Genomic DNA, 20834 nt, shown 5'->3' with positions numbered 1-20834 from the left:
ACCCCTCCGGGACCGACCGACGAGGGCACCCACAGCCGCCTGGAAGATCCCCGGCCAGCCCGGCCCGGAACTCAGCACCGAAGGGGCCCGGCACCCAAGCCGGACCGGAGGGCATCCGCCTGGTCGAGGCGCCCCCGCCCGGTGAAGGCGCCCCCGCCCGATCAACGCACCTCGACGAAAGCGGCAGCGTCCCGTTCCGGCCGGGCCCTCGGTTCCTCCGCCGCGTGCCCGACGGCCACGGCCCCCATCGGGTCCCAGTCCTCCGGCAGTTCCAGCACCTCGCGCACGACGTCACGGCAGAACATCGTCGACGACACCCACGCGGAGCCCAGCCGCTCCCCGGCCAGCGCGACCAGGAAGTTCTGCACGCCCGCCCCGGTGGCGACCACGAACATCTCGCGCTCGGCGCCGTCCCGCCGGGTGTCGCCGTACGTGTGCGAACCGTCCATGACCAGGCACGGCACCACGAGGTACGGCGCCCTGCGCAGCACGTCGCCCCGGCGGACCCGCTTGGCGATGGACTCCTCGCTCTTCCCGTCGCCCCGCAGGTCCGCGATCCAGGCGTCCCGCATGGCGTCGAGCAGCCGCGTCCGTGACGCCTGCGACTCCAGGAGCACGAAGCGCCAGGGCGTGGTGTGGTGCGGCGCGGGAGCGGTCACCGCGGCGGCGACCGCACGGCGTACGGCACCGGGGTCGACGGGCTCGTCGGTGAAGGCCCGTACGGTACGCCGCTGGGTCACGGCCTCCCGTACCGCCTCCGAGGTGCCGAGCCGGAACATGTCGTCGCGCGCGTCGCGCACCATCGCCCGCGTTCCCGTGCCGTCCCCCTCGGCCACCAGGTGCGCCAGCCCGCGCACGACGGCGACGGGCAGCCCGGAGGACTTTCCCTTGACCAGGTCACCGGCGGCGGCGAGTTCGTCGGCCGTGGCGACGACGGTCGCGCTGAGCGGATTGCCGTGCGCGTCGGTGCCGCCGCGCAGGTCGTCCAGCACCTGGACGCCCGCCGCGCCGATGGCGACGTCGGTGAGCCCGGTGCGCCAGGGCCGCCCGAAGGTGTCCGTGATCACGACACCGACGTCGACGCCGAGGGTGTCCCGCAGGCCCGCACGGATCGCCCGCGCGGAGGCGTCGGGATCCTCGGGCAGCAACAGCACCGTCCCGGCAGGGGTGTTGGAGGCGTCGACCCCGGCGGCGGCCATCACGAGACCCTGCCGGTTCTCGACGATCCGCAGCGCCCCGCGCCGGGCCACGACCCGGACCGTCTCGGAGTCGATGGCGGCCTCCCGGTCGGCGGCCTCGACGATCCGGCCCTCGGCCTTCGACACGATCTTGGAGGTGACGAGGAGCACGTCCCCGTCGGCGAGTCCGGGCTCGGCCGCGGCGACGAGCTTCGCCAGATCGTCTCCCCGGCGTACCTCGGGAAGTCCCTCCAGCGCCCAGACCCGGTAGCCCGCGCCGCCGGGCACCGCCGTGTCCACGGAGCTCACGACGTCCGCACCTCCTCCGCCAGCGCCAGCGCCTCACGCGCCATCCGCGCCGTCGCGTCGAGGTCGGACATCATCAGCGGTACGGCCCTGCAGCGGATGCCGGCCGTCTCGACGCGCTCCACGGCGGAGGCGTCGACCGTGTCGACGAGCCAGCCGTCGAGGAGGCCCGAACCGTAGTGCTCGGCGACCGCGGCGGCGGTGGACTCGACACCCACCGCGGCCAGCACCTTGTCGGCCATGCCGCGCACGGGCGCGTCGCCGACGATGGGGGAGAGGCCGACGACCGGCACGCCCGCCTCGGCGATGGCCTCGCGGATGCCGGGCACGGCGAGGATGGTGCCGACGGAGACCACGGGGTTGGACGGGGGGAAGAGGACGACGTCCGCCTCGGCGATGGCCTCCAGCACCCCGGGAGCGGGCTTCGCCTGCTCGGCGCCGACCGGCACGATCGCCTCGGCCGGCACGGAGGCCCGCAGCCGGACCCAGTACTCCTGGAAGTGGATCACCTTGCGCTCGCCCGCGGCCCCGGCCGGGTCGCCCTCCGGCAGCGTGACGGCGACATGGGTCTCGACGCGGTCGTCGGACATGGGGATGAGGCGCACGCCCGGCTTCCACCGGTCGCACAGGGCTTCCGTGACGGCGCTGAGCGGATAGCCCGCGCCCATCATCTGCGTCCGCACGATGTGCGTCGCGAAGTCGCGGTCGCCGAGTCCGAACCACTCGGGTCCGAGCCCGTACGCCGCGAGCTCCTCCTTCAGGTGGAAGGTCTCGTCGGCCCGCCCCCAGCCCTGTTCCTCGTTGATGCCGCCGCCGAGCGTGTACATCACCGTGTCGAGGTCCGGGCAGACCTTCAGCCCGAAGAGGTGGATGTCGTCCCCGGTGTTGCCGATGACCGTGATGTCCGCGTCCGGCACGGCCTGCCGGAGACCACGCAGGAACCGTGCACCACCGATACCGCCTGCCAGAACCACAATGCGCATGGGGCTCAGTCTCGCAGGCGGCGACGACGACGTGTCAGCCGGTCACGGGACTCGGGTGGCCGCGGGCCGCTCTCCGGCCCGGACGGGTCACACGGTCTCGGCGACCGCGCAACGCGCCGCGTGCATCGGCATGTCGGTGAGGCCCGGGTAGTAGACGTGCAGGCTGACGGCCGGTTCGAGCGAGTCGTTGACGACCTCGTGGACGTAGCCGGGCGCGAACACGCGCTGCGCGCCGGCGCCCAGGGCGCGCGTGCCCCGCTCGGTGCGCTCGGTCAGCGCGCCGTCCAGAACCGTCAGTACGCCGGAGGAGCCCCCGTGGTCGTGCAGTCCGCTGCCCTGTCCGGGCACCCAGGACAGGAGCCACACCTCGTAGCCGGGTCCCGTGCGCAGCCGGTGGTACCAGCGCGAGGCGGCGTCGTAGCGGACGAGGTGCTCCCACTGGGAGCGGTCGGCGGCGATGGAGCGCGCCAGACCGGCGAACTCGGCCACCGTGGAGGGGTGTTCGCGCGGCGGCTGGAGCAGGTGCGGGACTTCGAGGATGTCGCCGGCGATCTGGAGGTCGCTGTCGCTGTTCATGGGTGCGGTGGTTCCTCGGCGGGAGAGTGCTGGGGTGTCGCTGGCCGTTTCCGCCCGGGTCGCGAGCGGGGTCCGCCCGGATCGGGGGCGGGGAGGAGCCCTGGTGGGGGCGGTGGGCCCCGGTGGAGGGGCGGGGATTCGCCTCAGTGGCGGCGAGGCAGCCGGAGCGGGGTAGGGCTCAACAGCTGGAACAGCAACAACAGCTACAGCGCGCGTGGGCAGCACCGAGGGACCCGGCGGTGCGGGTCGAGGTGAGTGCCAAGTTCGCGAGCATGCCCACTAGGAGAGCGGTTCACACCTCGACTGTCAACTGCATGTCCGGAATGTGGGAGATGTTTCACCTCATCCGGTTCATCTGGCAGGCGAAAGGTTTGCTCAGGGGACTCCCCGGACACATGGCGCACAACCGGGTGAACAAACCTCGCCGCGGACCCGTGATCTAAATGTGATCCGATTCGCTTCGAGGTCTGCGTCGGAACGGGATCGAACACCCGGACGTCCTCCTTCGTGAGGGGGTGGGCGTCTGACCTGGACCTCTTGGGCTGTCAGGGTTTATGCCGATTTGAACACTTTCCGCATACCCTTGGTTCCGCAGAGTGAATAAGGGGCCCAATAGCAGATCTCGGCTTGACTGGCTCGGATCGGCACACTTGTAATTTCACTCGTGTCGTTCAGCCGAACTCGGTAACGACAGCATCACGGGGACGCGAAAGACAGACGAGGGGCGCACATGACCGAGCTGGTGCAGCAACTGCTGGTCGACGACGCGGACGAGGAACTCGGCTGGCAGGAGCGCGCGCTGTGCGCCCAGACCGACCCCGAGTCCTTCTTCCCCGAGAAGGGCGGCTCCACCCGTGAGGCCAAGAAGGTGTGCCTCGCCTGTGAAGTCCGCTCCGAGTGCCTCGAGTACGCGCTCGCCAACGACGAGCGGTTCGGCATCTGGGGCGGTCTGTCCGAGCGGGAGCGGCGCCGTCTGAAGAAGGCCGCCGTCTGAGAACGGTCGCGCGGGGAGGCGGGCCCGGGACGCCGGTCCGCACCCGCGGGTGCCACCGACCAAACGGCACACAGCGTCGCGTAAGGAACGGTCCGTCGCCCGTGGGTTGTCCACAGGCGGCGGACCGTCGTCTTTCCCAGCCGTTAGTGTGGGCCCTCGTCCGAGACGTCCCGCTGTCCCCGCCGGACACAGACGTCCACCGCAGTCCATCGAACCGGGGCCCGTACCTCGATGTCCGTGCACAGCCTTTCGGCAGCCAGTAACGACGCCGCTGCCGCCCCTGAGTTTCCGCGCCATGTAGTGACCGCGGTGCTCGTCTCCCACGACGGCGCCCGCTGGCTGCCACAGGCGCTCGCCGGGCTGCTCGGCCAGGACCGCCCCGTGCAGAACGCGGTGGCGGCCGACACCGGCAGCGCGGACGAATCCGCCCAGCTGCTCACCGAGGCGCTCGGCGACGACCGCGTGCTGCACCTGGCGCGGCGCACCGGATTCGGCCAGGCCGTCGAGGAGGCGTCCCGCACCGCCCCCGAGCTGACCCCGGACGACCTGCCCTACCTCAAGCGTCCGAGCGGCTGGGACCCCGTCACCCGCAGCTGGCGCGACGACGCCTACGACATGCCGGACCTCCCGCACGGCGAGCCCGAACAGTGGCTCTGGCTGCTGCACGACGACAGCGCCCCGGAGCCCGACGCCCTGGCCCAGCTGCTGCGCGTCGTGGAGAACGAGCGGGAGCTCGGCCAGGACGTGGCCGTCGTCGGACCCAAGCTCCGCGGCTGGTACGACCGCAAGGCGCTCCTCGAGGTCGGCGTCACCATCGCCAACTCCGGCCGCCGCTGGACCGGCCTGGACCGCCGCGAGCAGGACCAGGGGCAGCACGACCACGTCCACCCCGCACTGTCCGTGTCCACCGCGGGAATGCTGATCCGGCGCGATGTCTTCGAGGAGCTCGGCGGCTTCGACCGCCGACTGCCCCTCATGCGCGACGACGTCGACCTGTGCTGGCGCGCCCAGGCCGCCGGACACCGGGTGCTCGTCGCCCCGGAAGCCGTCGTACGGCACGCCGAGGCGGCCTCCCGCGAGCGCCGCGCCGTCGACTGCGTGGGCCGCACCGCCGCGTCCCCGCACCGGGTCGACAAGGCGGGCGCCGTCTACACCCTCCTGGTCAACGCCCGTACCGCGCAGCTCCCGTGGATCCTGATCCGCCTCGTCCTCGGCACCCTGGTGCGCACGGTCGCCTACCTCGTGGGCAAGGTCCCCGGACAGGCCGTCGACGAGATCCGCGGCCTCCTGAGCGTCCTGCTGCGGCCCGAGCGGATCATCGCCGGACGGCGCAGGCGCGGCCGGCCGCAGGTCGACAAGGGCGAACTGCGGGCCCTGTTCCCGCCTCCGGGCGCCACCGTGCGGGCCACCTTCGAGCAGGTCGCCGGCAATCTGATGAGCGGCTCCGACGCCGACGTCGCCACGGGCGCCGGACGGCACGGAGGCGCCGTCGAGTCCGGACCGGGCGGCGACGACGGGGACTTCCTGGAGATCGAGCAGTTCGCCCGGATCAAGCGCATCGCGCGCAACCCCGGCCCGATGCTCTTCCTGGTGCTCCTGTTCGTCTCGCTCCTCGCGTGCCGCCAGCTGATCGGCGGCGGGGCCCTCGCGGGCGGCGCGCTGCTGCCCGCCCCCGCGGACGCCTCCGACCTGTGGGCGCGTTACCTCGACGGCTGGCATCCGGTCGGCGCGGGCGGGGCCCAGTCCGCCCCGCCCTACCTCGCGCTCGTCGCGCTGCTGGCCTCCACGCTCCTCGGCTCCACCGGGCTCGCGGTCACCGTGCTCCTCGTGGGATCCGTGCCGCTGGCCGGCTTCGCCGCGTACTTCGCCTCCCGCCCCCTCGTCGAGTCCCGCCTGCTGCGCGCCTGGGCGTCCGTCGTCTACGCCTTCCTGCCCGCCGCCACCGGCGCGCTCGCGGGCGGCCACATCGGCACCGCCGTCCTCGCGATCCTGCTGCCGCTCATCGCGCGCGCGGGCATCGCGGCGAGCGGCCTCGCCAACGGCTCCCGGGCACGCGGCAGCTGGCGCGCCACCTGGGCGTACGCCCTGCTGCTGACGTTCACCACGGCGTTCACCCCGATCGTGTGGCCCATCGCGCTGGTGCTCGGCGTCGCACTCCTCGTGGTGCGCCGCAGGGAGATCCCCGCCTACGGGCTCCGCTTCCTGGCCCAGCTCGGCACCCCGCTGCTGGTCCTCGCCCCCTGGTCGCTGACCCTGCTGCCGTTCGGCTTCTTCCGGCAGGCCGGTCTGGACTACGGCGCCGGCGCGGCCTCCGCGTTCGACCTGCTCGGCGCCAGCCCCGGCGGTCCGGGCACCGTCAGCGGGCTGATGCTCTTCGGCATCGTGCTCGCCGCGCTGGCCGCCCTGCTGCGCTCCGAGCGCCAGGCGGGGATCCGGACCGCCTGGGTCGTCGCCGTCGTGGCACTCGTCTTCGCGGTCCTGTCCAACCGTTCCGCCTGGGCGGGACCCGCGACCCTCGTGTACGGCCTCGCGCTGCTCGCCGCCGCCGTCGTCGGCTCCGACGGGGCACGCGCGCGCGTGGCCGAGCAGAGCTTCGGCTGGCGCCAGCCGGTGGCCGCGCTCATCGCCTTCGCCTGCGCCGCGGGCCCGCTGCTCGTCGCCGCCGGATGGATCATCCGCGGCGCCGACGGACCCGTGGAGCGCCGCGACCCGGTGCAGGTGCCCGCGTTCGTCGCCGAGGAGAGCGGCACCCGCGACCAGGCCCGCACGCTCGTCCTCGACAGCCGCTCGGCCGCCGAGGTCGGTTACGTCCTCGTCCGCGGCTCCGGCGCCCGTCTCGGGGACGCCGAACTCGCCTCGGCCGGCGGCGAGAACAAGAAGCTCGACAAGGTCGTCGCCAACCTCGTGGCGGGCTCCGGCGCCGACCAGGCCGACGAACTCGGTGCTTTCGCCGTGCGCTACGTCCTGGTCCGCAAGGGCGCGCCGCGCGAGGTGAGCCGGGTCCTGGACGCCACCACGGGCCTGTCCCGGCTGAGCCAGCAGGACGGCAGCGCCCTGTGGCGCGTCGACCGGCAGGTCTCGCGCGCCGCGATCGTCCCCGCGTCCGGCGACCCCGAGTCCATCGCGGCCGGTCCGGTCGAGGTGCACACCACGATCCCCGCCGGGGACGACGGCCGCGTCCTGCGCCTGGCCGACAGCGCCGAGGCCGGCTGGACGGCGACCCTGGACGGCAAGCCGCTCACCCGCACCACGGTCGACGGCTGGGCCCAGGGCTTCCGGCTGCCCGCCGCCGGCGGCAGGCTGGACGTCACGTTCGACGCCCCGCTGAGCCACACGGCCTGGCTGTGGGCCCAGGGCGCCCTCGCCCTGGTCCTCGTGGTGCTCGCCCTCCCCGGGCGGCGCCGGGACGTCGACGACGACCTCCCCGAGGAGCAGCAGGCCGTGACCGCCGAGGACATGACGGGCGACGGCCGCCGCGCCCGCCGCCTGCGCGCCCAGGCCGAGGCCGAGGCGGAGGCCGCGCAGTCCGACGAGGACCGGGACTTCGACGACGAGTTCCCCGCCGACACCGATACCGACGCCGGCACGGACGAGGACGGGGGCGAGGACCAGGAGGTCCCGGCCGTCGCCGTCCCGCACCAGCAGTCGTACGGCGAATGGGACACCCCGAGCTACGCGAACGCCGAGTACGACAACTACGGCGGCGAGCAGTACGAGGGGCAGCGCGGGTACCCGGCGGGCACCTACGAGCAGCCGTACCAGGCGGATCCCTACCAGGGCGGCCAGTACGACCCGTACGCCTACGGAGGCACGGCGGCGTACGACCAGAACTACGGCCAGGGCTACGACGCGAACGGCGGGCCCTTCGATTCCCGGGGCCAGGGCTACGAGACGGGCGAGCGGGGCTACGACCCGGCGTACGACCCCACGCAGCCGCACGGCACCGACAGTGAGCGCCCCGACGGGAGCCATCAGTGAACCGCACCACCCTGTCCCTGATCGCCGCGGTGACCGTGCTCGCCGCCGTCACGGGGTTCGCGACCATCGAGTCGCCCGGCACCTCCGGCGGCGCCGCCGCCGCGGCCACCCGGCTGCCCGTGGAGCGCACCAGCCTGCTCTGCCCGCAGCCGAGCACCTCCGACATCGCGGACACCGCGTACACGTCCTTCACACCCGTCGTGGAGGGCGCGAGCGGCAGCGGCAAGGCCCAACTCCAGTCCGCCACCGAGGAGTCGGCCGACGGCAAGAAGGGCGGCGCCAAGTCCGCCGAGCCCGTCGTGTCGCCCAAGGAGCCCGGCAAGCCGGCGACCGGAGACACCTCGGGCGCCGACGCGCCCGCGCTCGTCGGCCTCGCGTCCGGCAAGTTCGCCCCCGGCTGGACGGTCCAGGAGACCACGGAGGTCGCCGCGGGCGTCGGACGCGGCCTGCTCGGCGTCAACTGCACCGCGCCCGACACCGAGTTCTGGTTCCCCGGTGCCAGCACCGCGGCGCAGCGCACCGATTACGTGCACCTGACCAACCCGGACGACGCGGCGGCGGTCGTCGACATCGATCTGTACGGCAAGGACGGCACGCTCAAGTCCACGGTGGCCGACGGGATCACGGTCCAGGCGCACGCCAGCGAACCGATCCTGCTGAACACGCTGGCCGGTGATCCGCAGGCCGATCTCACCGTGCACGTGAAGGTCCGCAGCGGCCGGATCGGAGCCGCCGTGCAGGCACTGGACGCCAAGACGGGCGGCGACTGGCTCACCGCCTCCACCGACCCCGCGGACGGTCTCGTCATGCCGGGCATCCCCAAGGACGCCACCTCCGTGCGCCTGGTCGTCTTCGCACCCGGCGACACGGACGCCGACCTGAAGGTCCGCCTCGCCTCGCCCTCGGGGACGATCACCCCGGCGGGCAACGAGACGCTGCACGTGAAGGCCGGGATGACCGCCGCCGTCGACCTCGGGGACGTCACCCGCGGCGAGGCGGGCTCCCTGGTGCTCACGCCCACCGGCTCGTCCGTGCCGGTCGTCGCCGCCCTGCGGGTGGTGCGCGGCAAGGGCGCCGACCAGGAGACCGCGTTCATCCCGGCCACCGCTCCGGTCGGCGCGCGCGCGACGGTCGCGGACAACAGCGCCAAGGGGTCCACGCTCGCCCTGACCGCCCCCACGGAGGGAGCCAGGGTCAAGGTCACCGCGTCCGCGGGCAGCGGGGGCGGTACGGCCGTCTCGAAGACGTTCACCGTCAAGGGCGGGACCACCCAGGACGTCGAGGCACCCGTCCCGAGCGGCCTCAAGGGCACGTACGCCCTCACCGTCGAGCCGGTCTCCGGAGGTCCGGTCTACGCGTCCCGGATGCTCTCGGCGACCCGTGAGGGCGTTCCCGCCTTCACGATCCAGAACCTTCCGGACGACCGCGGGACGGTCTCGGTGCCGGACGCCGAACAGGACCTCTCGGTGCTGCTGGAGCAGTGATCCAGGACCGCTGACCCGCCCGGGCCGAGCGACTCGGCCCGGGCCGTCCTCAGTCCTCGTCGTATCGCGGGTCGACCGTCTCCGGCGTCAGGCCCAGCAGTTCGGCGACCTGTTCCACGACGACCTCGTGCACCAGGGCGGCGCGCTCGTCGCGTCCCTTGGTGCGGATCTCGACGGGACGGCGGTAGACGACCACGCGCGCGGGCTGCCCCTCGCGCGCCGGGACCGTGCCGCCCAGCGGCACCGCCTCGTCGTTCCAGCCCTCGCCCTCCAGGCGGGGGACCTCGAGAACCACGAAGTCGACGTCCGTGAGTTGCGGCCAGCGTCGCTCCAGTCGCTCCACGGAGTCCTGCACCAGGTCCGCGAAGACCTCGGCACGGCTCGCCGCGAGCGGTACCTGGGGCGGCGCCACGGGGCCGCGCATGCCCCTGCCGTGGCGGTCACGACGGCGGGGACCGGCTGCTGCGGCACGGGGCGGTACGGGGTCGTCCATCACTGGTGAAGAGTAGTCCCCGCCCGGCCCGGCCGCCCGGTCCCGCGCCCCGGTCGCCGACGGACGGACGAATCGCCGGTCCCCGGCCCGGAGCGACTTCCGGATGGCACCCGATGACCATTCCAGGTGAGATTGAGTTCGATTCCGCATCTCTCCAAGACCGTCTCAGGCATGCCAATTGACCTGATTCGCACCAAGTGGTGACCGGACTCAAGCCTGTTCGGTATGTCGGCATCCGATGTCGCCCCAGGTCAGGCTCTGATGCCCGGAAAGCGGTGTGGGGCGTCTCACAGCACGACACGGTGGGGTGACCTGGGGGAGAGTCGTCGCGGCCCGCTCAAGAGTGCGGTACCGTCCAACCTCGTGAGCCTTGTACGTCGCTGTTCGCGCACCGCTTGCGGCCGTCCCGCCGTCGCGACGCTGACGTACGTCTACGCCGACTCGACCGCGGTCCTCGGCCCGCTCGCCACCTACGCCGAACCCCACTGCTACGACCTGTGCGCCGAGCACTCCGAGCGCCTCACCGCGCCGCGCGGCTGGGAGGTCGTCCGTCTCGCCGACTCCTCCGGTCCCGCGCGTCCCAGCGGCGACGACCTGGAGGCGCTGGCGAACGCGGTGCGCGAGGCGGCCCGTCCGCAGAAGCGCGCGGCGGAGGCCGGCGGCAGTGCCCGCTCGGCGGACCCGATGGAGGTCGCGCGCCGCGGCCACCTGCGGATCCTGCGCTCGCCCGAGAACTGAGCCCCGCCCAAGTCGCCCGCCCGCCGCGGGACTCCACCGCCTCGGACCGTGCCTCCGGGCAACTCGCCGACACCGAAGCCGCCTTGGCGGGTGCCGCCGCACACGCGTGCCCCGACGGGACCGTACGCGGACGCCGTATCGAGCCGTGCCGCTCCTCCCCGGACGACAGGGAACGCTCCGCACGTCACGCGTGCTCCCCGCCTGGCCTCGATACCGCCCGCCATCGGCCCGGACAGGTAGTTTGGGGCGACCGAAGTGGACTTCTGGAGGGTTGGCCGTGACTGCTGATCTGTCGCAGCTCGTGAAGGCGTACGACGTACGCGGGGTGGTCCCGGACCAGTGGGACGAGCCGCTCGCGGAGTTGTTCGGCGCCGCCTTCGTCCAGGTGACCGAAGCGGACGCCATCGTGATCGGGCACGACATGCGGCCCTCGTCGCCCGGCCTGTCCCGCGCCTTCGCGCGCGGCGCCGCGGCCCGCGGCGCCGACGTGACCGAGATCGGCCTGTGCTCCACGGACCAGCTGTACTACGCCTCGGGGGCGCTCGGACTGCCGGGCGCCATGTTCACCGCCTCGCACAACCCGGCCCGGTACAACGGCATCAAGATGTGCCGGGCGGGCGCGGCCCCCGTCGGCCAGGACACCGGCCTCGCCGAGATCCGCCGACTCGCCGAGACCTGGCTCGACTCCGGCGCCCCGGCCTCGGACGCGACGCCCGGAACGATCACGCGGCGGGACACGTTGGAGGACTACGCGGCACACCTGCGCTCCATCGTCGACCTGACCTCGATCCGCCCCCTGAAGGTCGTCGTCGACGCGGGCAACGGCATGGGCGGACACACCGTGCCGACCGTGTTCTCCGGCCTGCCGCTGGAACTCGTCCCGATGTACTTCGAACTGGACGGCACCTTCCCGAACCACGAGGCCAACCCGCTCGACCCGGCGAACATCGTGGACCTCCAGAAGCGCGTCCGCGAGGAGGGCGCCGACCTCGGCCTCGCCTTCGACGGCGACGCCGACCGCTGCTTCGTCGTCGACGAGCGGGGCGAGCCGGTCTCCCCGTCCGCGATCACCGCGCTGGTCGCCGCCCGCGAACTGGCCAAGCACGGCGGCGGCACGGTCATCCACAACCTCATCACGTCCTGGTCGGTCCCGGAGGTCGTCCGCGAGCACGGCGGCACCCCGGTCCGCACCCGCGTCGGCCACTCCTTCATCAAGGCCGAGATGGCCACCTCCGGCGCGATCTTCGGCGGCGAACACTCCGCGCACTACTACTTCCGCGACTTCTGGAACGCCGACACCGGCATGCTGGCCGCCCTCCACGTCCTCGCCGCCCTCGGCGGCCAGGACGGCCCGCTCTCCGGGCTCGTCGCGGAGTACGACCGCTACGCGGGCTCGGGCGAGATCAACTCCACGGTCGACGACCAGACGGCCCGACTCGCCGCCGTCAGGGCCGCCTACGAGGGCCGCGAGGGCGTCGTCATCGACGAGCTCGACGGCCTGACGGTCACCGTCGGGGACGCGTGGTTCAACGTCCGCCCCTCCAACACCGAACCCCTCCTCCGCCTCAACGCCGAGGCCCGCGACGAGGCGACGATGACGAGGCTCCGGGACGAGGTCCTGGAGATCATCAGAGGCTGAGCCGGACCACGCGGACCGGGCCGCCCCGGCCTCCCGCCCGACCCGGCCCGGCCCGCCGGGCCCGATCCCGCCCGCCGCGCCGGGCCGGAGCGAACCCGGCGCCCCCGGCCGGCCCGCCGTGCAGGGGCTGACAGGCCCGGCCCGTGCGAGACCCGAGCGGCAGTGCCCGGCCCACCCGCGCTTGGTCCACCCGCGCCCGGTTCACCCCCGCCCGCGCCACCGCGCCGGGTCACGGTGCACCGCGGGATGCCTCCACCCGCGTACCGCCGTCCCCGTCGCGCGACCGCACGACGACGAGGCCGTCGCACCTGTCGGGGCGTCATCAGGCGGTGCCGCGGGCGGCGGGCCGTCGCCATCGGGCCGGCGGCCGGTCGGCGTGGACGGACCCGGAGGCGGGGACCCGGCCGCCGGACGCTGGCGCGCGCCGCGTCCCGCGGACGCCGGGCCCGCCGACGGGCGGACGGCGGGCGGTGGCCGGGCGGCCGGGACGGACGCGGACACGGCCGGGGACACCGGTCGCGGAGGCCCGTGCACCCGCTCCGCGCGCCTCACGAACCGTGGGCGCGCCCCGGCGCCCCGCTTCCCGCAGCGGTACCCTGACCAGGCCGCATCCACCGTTTCGGAAGGACACCCCATGCCGCTCGAAGCCGGCCTCCTGGAGATCCTCGCCTGCCCGGCCTGCCACGCCCCGCTCAAGGAGCAGGAGAGCGAGCTGATCTGCACGGGAGCGGACTGCGGCCTCGCCTACCCGGTCCGCGACGGCATCCCCGTACTCCTGGTCGACGAGGCCCGGCGCCCCGCGTAACCGACGCGCCCGCCTCGCGCACAGCGGCCCGCGACCGCCGCCCGCGAGGCGCAGGCGGCGCCGTCCCCGCCCACGGGCGTACCGACGGCGCGGCAGGCACGACGACGAGCCACGCGCCCGACGACGAGCGGCGGCACCGCCACCCGCACGGACCACGGCGACGCGGCCGTCCCGACCGGTGACCGGCGCACACCCGGCCGGCCCCGGTCCGACCCAGCGCCGCTCGGCACCTCGCGCGAGCGACCCCGTGCAAGCGACCCGGCGGCCCACTCGCAAGTGCCCCGGTGATCGGAGGCTACCGACCCCATGCTCGACGAATCGCTCCTCGACGATCCCGACGCGCTCACCCGGGCCGACCGGCGGGCCCTGCTCCGCGGCGCCGCCGAGGCCGGCGCCCGGGTGCGCACCGCGGTCCGGCACGCCACCGAGGCCGGCATCTCCGAGCTGAAGCCGGACGGCCGCCCGCGTGCCGTCCTGATCGCGGGCCCCGGCATGGCCGCCACCGGCGTCGCCGAACTCCTCGGCACCCTCGCCGGCGCGAGCTGCCCCCTCACCCGGCTCACCCCCACGGGCGTCGCCCCCGCCGGAGGCGCCCTGCGCTGGGACCTGCCCGGCTGGGCGGGCCCCGTCGACCTCCTGCTGATCGCCACCCCCGACGGCAGCGAACCCGGTCTGGAACTGCTCATCGAGCAGGCCTACCGGCGCGGCAGCACCGTCGCCGCCGTCGCCCCCGCCGGAGCCCCCCTCGCCGAGTGGGTGCAGGGCAGCCACGGCCTCTTCGTCCCCATGGCGACCGCCCCCTACGACCAGGAGGAGCCCCTGGGAGCCTCGGCCCCCGGCGTGCTCTGGGCGCTGCTCACCCCGCTGCTCGCCCTCCTCGACCGCACCGGCCTGGTCTCCGCCCCGCCGCAGGCGCTGCAGAAGGTCGCCGACCGCCTCGACCGCGTGGCCGAGCGCTGCGGCCCCGCCATCGCGGCGTACCACAACCCCGCCAAGACGCTCGCCGCCGATCTGGCCGAGGCGCTCCCGGTGATCTGGACGGAGGGCACCTCGGCGGGACCGGCCGGCCGCCGCTTCACCGCCGCGCTCGCCGAACTCGCCGGCCGCCCCGCGCTCACCGCCGAACTCCCCGAGGCGCTCGCCTCGCACAGCGTGCTCCTCGCGGGCGCGCTCGCCGCCGGCGCGGACCCCGACGACTTCTTCCGGGACCGCGTCGAGGAGGCACAGGCGCTGCACGCGCGCGTGGTGCTGCTCCGCGACCGTCCCATCGGCGGGATCAGCGCCGCACCGGCCGCCCGGGAACTCGCCCTGAGCCACGACACCGCGATCAGCGAGCTCGAACCGGAGGAGGGCGGCGAACTGGAGACCCTCGCCGAGCTGATCGCCATCACGGATTTCGCCGCCGTTTACCTGGCGCTCGCCTCGGGGGCCTGATCTTGGGCGGGACCCCGCGCCCGGCGCCCGTCGCCGGACCCCGCGGCCCGGGCCCCTGACACCACGCCTCCCGACCGGCACCCGCACCCGGCGGGCCGCGCAGCGCACGTATGGAGAAGAAGACACCGATGGACCGCCTCGACAACACCGTCCGCCCCTACGCCTGGGGTTCGACCACCGCCATCCCCCGGCTGCTCGGCGTCGAGCCGACCGGCGAACCGCAGGCGGAGATGTGGATGGGCGCCCACCCGGGCGCACCCTCGCGCACCGGGCGCGGTCCGCTCAACGAGGTCGTCGCCGAGGACCCGGAGAAGGAACTCGGCCGCGCCGCCGTCGCCAAGTTCGGCCCCCGCCTGCCGTTCCTCCTCAAGCTCCTCGCCGCCGGAGCCCCCCTCTCCCTCCAGGTGCACCCCGACCTCGAACAGGCACGGGAGGGCTACGAGGACGAGGAGCGCCGGGGCGTCCCGGTCGACGCCCCGCACCGCAACTACAAGGACGCCAACCACAAGCCCGAACTGATCTGCGCGCTCACCGAGTTCGACGGTCTGTGCGGCTTCCGCGCCCCCGAGGAGGCGGCCGCGCTCCTCGAAGCCCTCGGGGTCGACTCCCTCAAGCCGTACGTCGACCTGCTGCGCGCCCACCCGGAGGAGGCGGCGCTGCGCGAGGTCCTCACGGCGGTGCTGAGCGCCGACCCCGAGGACATGGCCCGCACGGTCGCCGAGACCACGGCCGCCTGCGAACGCCTCGGCGGCGACCACGCCCCGTACGCCGGCCTCGCCCACCACTACCCGGGCGACCCCGGGGTCATCGCCGCGATGCTCCTCAACCACGTCCGGCTCCAGCCCGGCGAGGCCCTCTTCCTGGGCGCCGGCATCCCGCACGCCTACCTGGACGGCCTCGGCGTCGAGATCATGGCCAACAGCGACAACGTCCTGCGCTGCGGTCTGACCCCCAAGCACGTCGACGTCCCCGAACTCCTGCGCGTGGTCCGCTTCGAGGCGTCCGACCCCGGCGTCCTGCGTCCGGAGGCGGCCCCCGACGGCGAGGAGGTCTACGCGACCCCCATCGACGAGTTCCGCCTCTCCCGGTACGTCGTCGCCGAGGGCGCCGATCCCCGCGACCTCACCCGCGGGACCCCGCAGATCCTGCTCTGCACCGCGGGCTCCGTGCGCGCCGACGGCATCGACCTGACCCCCGGCACCTCGGTCTTCGTACCGGCGGGCGAAAAGGCCGAAGTGTCGGGGTCCGGCACGATCTTCCGTGCGACAGTGGTCGCCTGACGGGACGACTGCACCCACCTGAGGCGCCCCGCCCCCGCACCGGGCTGCAAGAATGGCCCACCGCAAAGGGCGGGCAAAGTCCGGACCGGGCGGGGTACGAGGGTACGAACGGGTCCGGACGGCGTACGAAGGGACAGCAGGAGCAGATGAGCGCTTCAGGCGGCACCAAAGCGATCGTGGCGGCACTCGGCGCCAACCTCGCGATCGCGGCATCGAAGTTCGTGGCGTTCGCGTTCAGCGGCTCCTCCTCGATGCTCGCCGAGGGCGTCCACTCGGTCGCCGACTCCGGCAACCAGGCGCTGCTGCTGATCGGCGGCAAGAAGGCCCAGCGCCAGGCGACCCCGCAGCACCCCTTCGGATACGGCCGCGAGCGCTACATCTACGCCTTCCTCGTCTCGATCGTCCTGTTCTCCGTCGGCGGCATGTTCGCCGTCTACGAGGGCTACGAGAAGATCGTGCACCCGCACGAGATCGAGCACTGGTACTGGCCGGTCGGGGTGCTGGTGTTCGCGATCATCGCCGAGGGCTTCTCCTTCCGCACGGCCATCAAGGAGTCCAACGAGCTGCGCGGCTCGCACTCCTGGTCCCAGTTCATCCGCCGCGCCAAGGCCCCCGAACTGCCGGTCGTCCTCCTGGAGGACTTCGGCGCGCTCATCGGTCTGGTCCTCGCGCTCGGCGGCGTCGGCCTCGCCCTGCTCACGGGCGACGGCGTCTGGGACGGCATCGGCACGGTCTGCATCGGCGTCCTGCTCATCCTGATCGCGCTGGTGCTCGCCGCGGAGACCAAGTCGCTCCTGCTGGGCGAGGCGGCGGGCCCGGAGGAGACCGCGAAGATCGAGGCGGCGATGGTCGACGGCGACACCGTCACCGGCATCATCCACATGCGCACGCTCCACCTCGGCCCCGAGGAACTGCTGGTCGCCGCGAAGATCGCCGTCCAGCACGACGACACGGCCGCCGAGGTCGCCAAGGCGATCGACGCCGCCGAGGCCCGCATCCGCGCCGCCGTCCCGATCGCCCGGGTGATCTACCTGGAGCCGGACATCTACAGCGAGGCCGAGGCGGCCAAGGGCCCGGACCCCGCCGCGACCCCCGGCGGCCCGACGCCGTCGCCGGCCGGTCACTGATCCCGGTCGCTCCCGCGCCGCCGGGGCCCGTCCGAGAACCCGGACGGGCCCCGGCGGCGTTCCGGCGTCCAGGTCCTACGGCCGTGACCTGCGCCGACCCCTTCCGTTCAGGCCGGTGGAGGCCGCTTTGTCCGGAGGTGGACTGGGGAGGGACAGGTCCACCGGTGTAGCTTGGTGACTGAGCCAGACGTCGCTGCTGATGGCGGTCGGGCGGTCCCACCGCGGACCGGCCGAGGGAGAGAGGGCCTCCGACGGACTGCGCTGCGCGCACCGGGCACACCTGTGTCCCGCCGGTGTACGTCCGTGCCCCGGTCGGGCACGCGCCGTGCCGCCGCCGCGCAGAACAGCCCTACCCACCTCGCCCCCGATCCTGAGGAGCAGCTCGTAATGACGACTGTCGACAACCGACAGGACTTCAAGGTCGCCGACCTCTCCCTGGCCGCGTTCGGCCGCAAGGAGATCACCCTCGCCGAGCACGAGATGCCCGGCCTGATGTCGATCCGCAAGGAGTACGCCGAGGCGCAGCCCCTCGCGGGCGCCCGCGTCACCGGCTCCCTGCACATGACGGTGCAGACCGCCGTCCTCATCGAGACCCTCGTCGCCCTGGGCGCCGAGGTCCGCTGGGCCTCCTGCAACATCTTCTCCACCCAGGACCACGCCGCCGCCGCCATCGCGGTCGGCCCGAACGGCACGCCCGAGAACCCGCAGGGCGTCCCGGTCTTCGCCTGGAAGGGCGAGACCCTGGAGGAGTACTGGTGGTGCACGGAGCAGGCGCTGACCTGGCCGAACAGCCCCACCGGCGGCCCGAACATGATCCTCGACGACGGCGGTGACGCCACCCTCCTCGTCCACAAGGGCGTCGAGTACGAGAAGGACGGCAAGGTCCCCTCGGTCGACACCGCCGAGTCCGACGAGCACCGCGTCATCCTCGAACTCCTGCACCGCACCATCACGGACGGCTCGCAGAAGTGGACCCAGCTCTCCTCGGAGATCCGCGGCGTGACGGAGGAGACCACCACGGGTGTCCACCGTCTGTACGAGATGCACCGTGACGGCACCCTGCTGTTCCCGGCGATCAACGTGAACGACGCGGTGACGAAGTCGAAGTTCGACAACAAGTACGGCTGCCGGCACTCGCTGATCGACGGCATCAACCGTGCCACCGACACCCTGATCGGCGGCAAGACCGCCGTCGTGTGCGGTTACGGCGACGTGGGCAAGGGCTGCGCGGAGTCGCTGCGCGGCCAGGGCGCCCGCGTGATCATCACCGAGATCGACCCGATCTGCGCCCTGCAGGCGGCGATGGACGGCTACCAGGTCACGACGCTGGACGAGGTCATCGACAAGGCCGACATCTTCGTCACCACGACCGGCAACAAGGACATCATCATGGCCGCCGACATGGCCAAGATGAAGCACCAGGCGATCGTCGGGAACATCGGTCACTTCGACAACGAGATCGACATGGCCGGTCTCGCGAAGATCGACGGCATCGTCAAGGACGAGGTCAAGCCCCAGGTCCACACCTGGAAGTTCCCCGACGGCAAGGTCATCATCGTGCTGTCCGAGGGCCGCCTGCTGAACCTGGGCAACGCCACCGGCCACCCCTCGTTCGTGATGTCCAACTCCTTCGCGGACCAGACCCTGGCCCAGATCGAGCTGTTCACCAAGCCCGAGGAGTACCCGACCGACGTCTACGTGCTGCCCAAGCACCTCGACGAGAAGGTCGCCCGCCTCCACCTCGACGCCCTCGGCGTCAAGCTGACGACGCTCCGCCCGGAGCAGGCCTCGTACATCGGTGTCGAGGTCGAGGGCCCGTACAAGTCGGACCACTACCGCTACTGAGCACGCCCGCCGAGCAGCGGTACCACCGCTCGGCGTCCGGATGTCAGCAGGCCCCCGCCCTCCCGGCGGGGGCCTGTCCCCGATGAGGACCTGAACGCCCATGCCCCGTGGCCGCTATTCGCTCCATGACCCGCACGATCACACCCCCCTCGCCGACGAACACTTCAACTGCGCGCCCGGCCCCTCCGGCTGGCGCTACGTCTCCCAGCTCACGACCCCGTCCGGCACCGCGCCCGACGGCCTCCCCGAGCCCGGAAAGCCGACCGTCACCGGTTCCGTCGATCTCGCCCTCGACGGTCTCGGCCGCCCCATCCGGCTCGAACTGCACGCCGGGGGCTGGCAGGTCAGGGGCGCCGCCCTCGACGGCGTGACCTGGGTCCGCACCGACCCCACCGGAACCGGGGCGACCGAAGGCAACGTGCCCGCCCACGCCTTCACCGGCACCTCCCCCGCCTTCCTCGTCGCCACCGCCCGCCTCCTGCGCCTCACCGCTTCCGCCCCCGCCGCGGCGACCCGCGTCCGCCTCGTCGCCTTCACCGACCCGGTCCTCGCCCCGCGCACCCTCGACCAGTCCTGGGCCTTGATCGCAAGCGAAACACACGCCACCGACAACGGCCCGCTGACCGTGGACGAATACCAGGTCACAGCGCTGGACACCGGGGAACAGCACGCCGTGCACATCGCGGGGGACGTGGTGCTCGCGGCCCCCGGCATCGAACTGGAGCACCTCGAATCACCGCCGTCGGTGTTCACCTGACGGAGGGCCGTCCAGGGCCGGCACCGAGGGCGGCCACGCGGCTACGCGGGCGGCGCGAAGCCGGTCGACGGACGCTCCTCCCGACCGGCCTGCCGGCCCGGCCCAACAGGGTCGGCAGGCCGGAAGGCGTTGCCGACAGGACCGCCGGGCTGGGGAAAGGGGCGGCCACCGGGTGCGGGGGACGCGAAACCGTCCGGGGCGGCACCGAACGTCCGACGGACCTCCCGCGTCTGGCGCTCGTGCACGACGGCCGCCAGATACGCGCCGGCCGGTACACCCTGCGGCGCCGGAGCACCGGTACGAGCGGCGAGATCCACGGCGAGCCGTTCCGCCATCGCCCCACCGATCTGCGGATCCAGCTGCCGCATCCGCGTCAGGTACTGCCGGATGTCCAGCCACAGTCCGTCCGGCACGGCGGACAGGTCGAGCTCCGCGAACCGCCCCGCCAGCCACGGCGGCGGCGGCGGGGGAACGTACGGCACGCGTTCCACCGGAATCCGCTCCCGCACGACAAGCGTCCCCGCGAACACGTCACCGAGCCGCCGCCCGCGCTCCGACACCAGCGAGGCGACGCACGCGACGATCCCGAACGTCATCAGGATCTCGACCACGCCCACGGCACCGCGCACCAGAGCGTGCCGGAACCGGATCGGCCCGCCGTCGTCCCGCACCACCCGCAGCCCGCACGCCAGCTTCCCCAGGGAGCGGCCGTGGCTGAGTGTCTCCACGGCGATCGGACCGCCGACCAGCACCAGCAGGAAGCTCGCTATCGAGACGGCGATCTGCGCCGCGTCGTCCAGCGCCGCGGTCGCGGCGACCAGACCGATGGTCACGACGATGTAGACCGTCAACGCCACGACCAGGTCGAGCACCACGGCGAGCGCCCGGCTCGGCAGTTTCGCGGGCCGCAGCTCCAGTGCCACGGCCTCGCCCGTCACCAGCTCACTCACGCCCGCCGCCCTTCCCCCGACCTGCCCCGACAACCGCCAGTCTGCCAAGCTGAGGTCACATCGCGCCCCAGTAGGACAAGCTGACATCCACGATGAGCCCCCGATGCGCAGCCGAGGAGCAGGCAAACCGATGGACCTCGACGTCTTCGTCTCCGCCCACCGGTCCGAGTGGGACAGACTCGACGCCCTGCTGCGCCGTCAACGCCGTCTGACCGGGGCGGAGGCCGACGAACTCATCACCCTGTACCAGCGCACCGCCACCCATCT

17 protein-coding genes (1 of these 17 only partly in view) are annotated in these 20834 nt (G+C 73.2%); 12 read left to right on the top strand and 5 right to left on the bottom strand.

Going from position 1 to position 20834, the window contains the following annotated elements; all coding sequences use genetic code 11:
- Positions 1-161 precede the first annotated feature (161 nt).
- From ACICHK_RS16815 to ACICHK_RS16805, 3 genes are all read right to left on the bottom strand, one after another.
- Positions 162-1478 (bottom strand): coenzyme F420-0:L-glutamate ligase, encoded by a 1317-nt coding sequence (locus tag ACICHK_RS16815; RefSeq protein ID WP_406841243.1) that lies wholly within the window; start codon positions 1476-1478, stop codon positions 162-164.
- 5 nt (positions 1479-1483) lie between these two features.
- The gene (gene cofD / locus ACICHK_RS16810) at positions 1484-2467 is read right to left on the bottom strand and encodes a 2-phospho-L-lactate transferase (RefSeq protein ID WP_151471240.1); all 984 of its coding nucleotides are present in this window, start codon (positions 2465-2467) and stop codon (positions 1484-1486) included.
- A gap of 87 nt (positions 2468-2554) precedes the next feature.
- A complete protein-coding gene (locus ACICHK_RS16805; RefSeq protein WP_151471239.1) occupies positions 2555-3043 on the bottom strand; it encodes a cysteine dioxygenase family protein in 489 nt (162 codons plus the stop codon).
- Between the two features lie 730 nt (positions 3044-3773).
- On the opposite strand from ACICHK_RS16805, the gene ACICHK_RS16800 reads away from it, so the two are divergent.
- The 3 genes from ACICHK_RS16800 (at position 3774) to ACICHK_RS16790 (ending at position 9499) form a co-directional block, all read left to right on the top strand.
- Positions 3774-4037, top strand: coding sequence for a WhiB family transcriptional regulator (locus ACICHK_RS16800; protein ID WP_003975777.1), 264 nt, complete (start codon positions 3774-3776; stop codon positions 4035-4037).
- A gap of 231 nt (positions 4038-4268) precedes the next feature.
- Positions 4269-8015, top strand: a complete 3747-nt coding sequence (locus ACICHK_RS16795; protein WP_406837543.1) for a glycosyltransferase — start codon at positions 4269-4271, stop codon at positions 8013-8015.
- Positions 8012-9499, top strand: coding sequence for a DUF5719 family protein (locus ACICHK_RS16790; protein WP_406837542.1), 1488 nt, complete (start codon positions 8012-8014; stop codon positions 9497-9499). Before ACICHK_RS16795 ends, ACICHK_RS16790 begins: the two co-directional genes overlap by 4 nt.
- A 49-nt stretch (positions 9500-9548) precedes the next feature.
- Here the strand turns inward: ACICHK_RS16790 and ACICHK_RS16785 are convergent, their stop codons facing one another.
- Positions 9549-9992: a metallopeptidase family protein gene (locus tag ACICHK_RS16785; RefSeq protein WP_151471235.1), complete on the bottom strand. Its 444-nt coding sequence runs from the start codon at positions 9990-9992 to the stop codon at positions 9549-9551.
- A gap of 261 nt (positions 9993-10253) precedes the next feature.
- On the opposite strand from ACICHK_RS16785, the gene ACICHK_RS16780 reads away from it, so the two are divergent.
- The 8 genes from ACICHK_RS16780 (at position 10254) to ACICHK_RS16745 (ending at position 19617) form a co-directional block, all read left to right on the top strand.
- Positions 10254-10730: a DUF3499 domain-containing protein gene (locus ACICHK_RS16780; protein WP_192582539.1), complete on the top strand. Its 477-nt coding sequence runs from the start codon at positions 10254-10256 to the stop codon at positions 10728-10730.
- 277 nt (positions 10731-11007) lie between these two features.
- Positions 11008-12369: a phosphomannomutase/phosphoglucomutase gene (locus ACICHK_RS16775; RefSeq protein WP_406837541.1), complete on the top strand. Its 1362-nt coding sequence runs from the start codon at positions 11008-11010 to the stop codon at positions 12367-12369.
- A gap of 634 nt (positions 12370-13003) precedes the next feature.
- Positions 13004-13174 (top strand): Trm112 family protein, encoded by a 171-nt coding sequence (locus tag ACICHK_RS16770; protein ID WP_103553626.1) that lies wholly within the window; start codon positions 13004-13006, stop codon positions 13172-13174.
- 306 nt (positions 13175-13480) lie between these two features.
- Positions 13481-14608, top strand: a complete 1128-nt coding sequence (locus ACICHK_RS16765; RefSeq protein ID WP_406837540.1) for an SIS domain-containing protein — start codon at positions 13481-13483, stop codon at positions 14606-14608.
- A gap of 128 nt (positions 14609-14736) precedes the next feature.
- Entirely contained in the window at positions 14737-15888 is a 1152-nt protein-coding gene (manA, locus tag ACICHK_RS16760) for a mannose-6-phosphate isomerase, class I (RefSeq protein WP_406837539.1), read from the top strand.
- A 146-nt stretch (positions 15889-16034) separates the two neighbouring features.
- Positions 16035-17015 carry a cation diffusion facilitator family transporter gene (locus ACICHK_RS16755; protein WP_406837538.1) on the top strand — a complete coding sequence of 327 codons (981 nt, stop codon included), beginning with the start codon at positions 16035-16037 and terminating at the stop codon, positions 17013-17015.
- Positions 17016-17402: 387 nt separating this feature from the next.
- Positions 17403-18860, top strand: coding sequence for an adenosylhomocysteinase (gene ahcY / locus ACICHK_RS16750; protein ID WP_151475023.1), 1458 nt, complete (start codon positions 17403-17405; stop codon positions 18858-18860).
- Positions 18861-18960: 100 nt separating this feature from the next.
- On the top strand, positions 18961-19617 hold the full coding sequence (locus ACICHK_RS16745) for a hypothetical protein (RefSeq protein ID WP_406837537.1): 657 nt from the start codon (positions 18961-18963) through the stop codon (positions 19615-19617).
- Between the two features lie 41 nt (positions 19618-19658).
- On the opposite strand, the gene ACICHK_RS16740 is transcribed toward ACICHK_RS16745, so the two are convergent.
- The gene (locus tag ACICHK_RS16740; protein ID WP_406837536.1) at positions 19659-20567 is read right to left on the bottom strand and encodes an RDD family protein; all 909 of its coding nucleotides are present in this window, start codon (positions 20565-20567) and stop codon (positions 19659-19661) included.
- Between the two features lie 130 nt (positions 20568-20697).
- On the opposite strand from ACICHK_RS16740, the gene ACICHK_RS16735 reads away from it, so the two are divergent.
- On the top strand, positions 20698-20834 hold the 5' portion of the coding sequence (locus ACICHK_RS16735; protein WP_151475026.1) for a stage II sporulation protein M. It continues 871 nt past the right edge of the window; the window shows 137 of its 1008 coding nt (coding positions 1-137); it begins with the start codon at positions 20698-20700; its stop codon lies beyond the right edge, outside the window.

Source organism: Streptomyces sp. AHU1 (assembly GCF_045343905.1).
Taxonomy (GTDB): domain Bacteria; phylum Actinomycetota; class Actinomycetes; order Streptomycetales; family Streptomycetaceae; genus Streptomyces; species Streptomyces triticiradicis.
The sequence above is the reverse complement of the archived record's forward strand: the minus strand, read 5'-3'. Positions and strand labels throughout refer to the sequence as shown.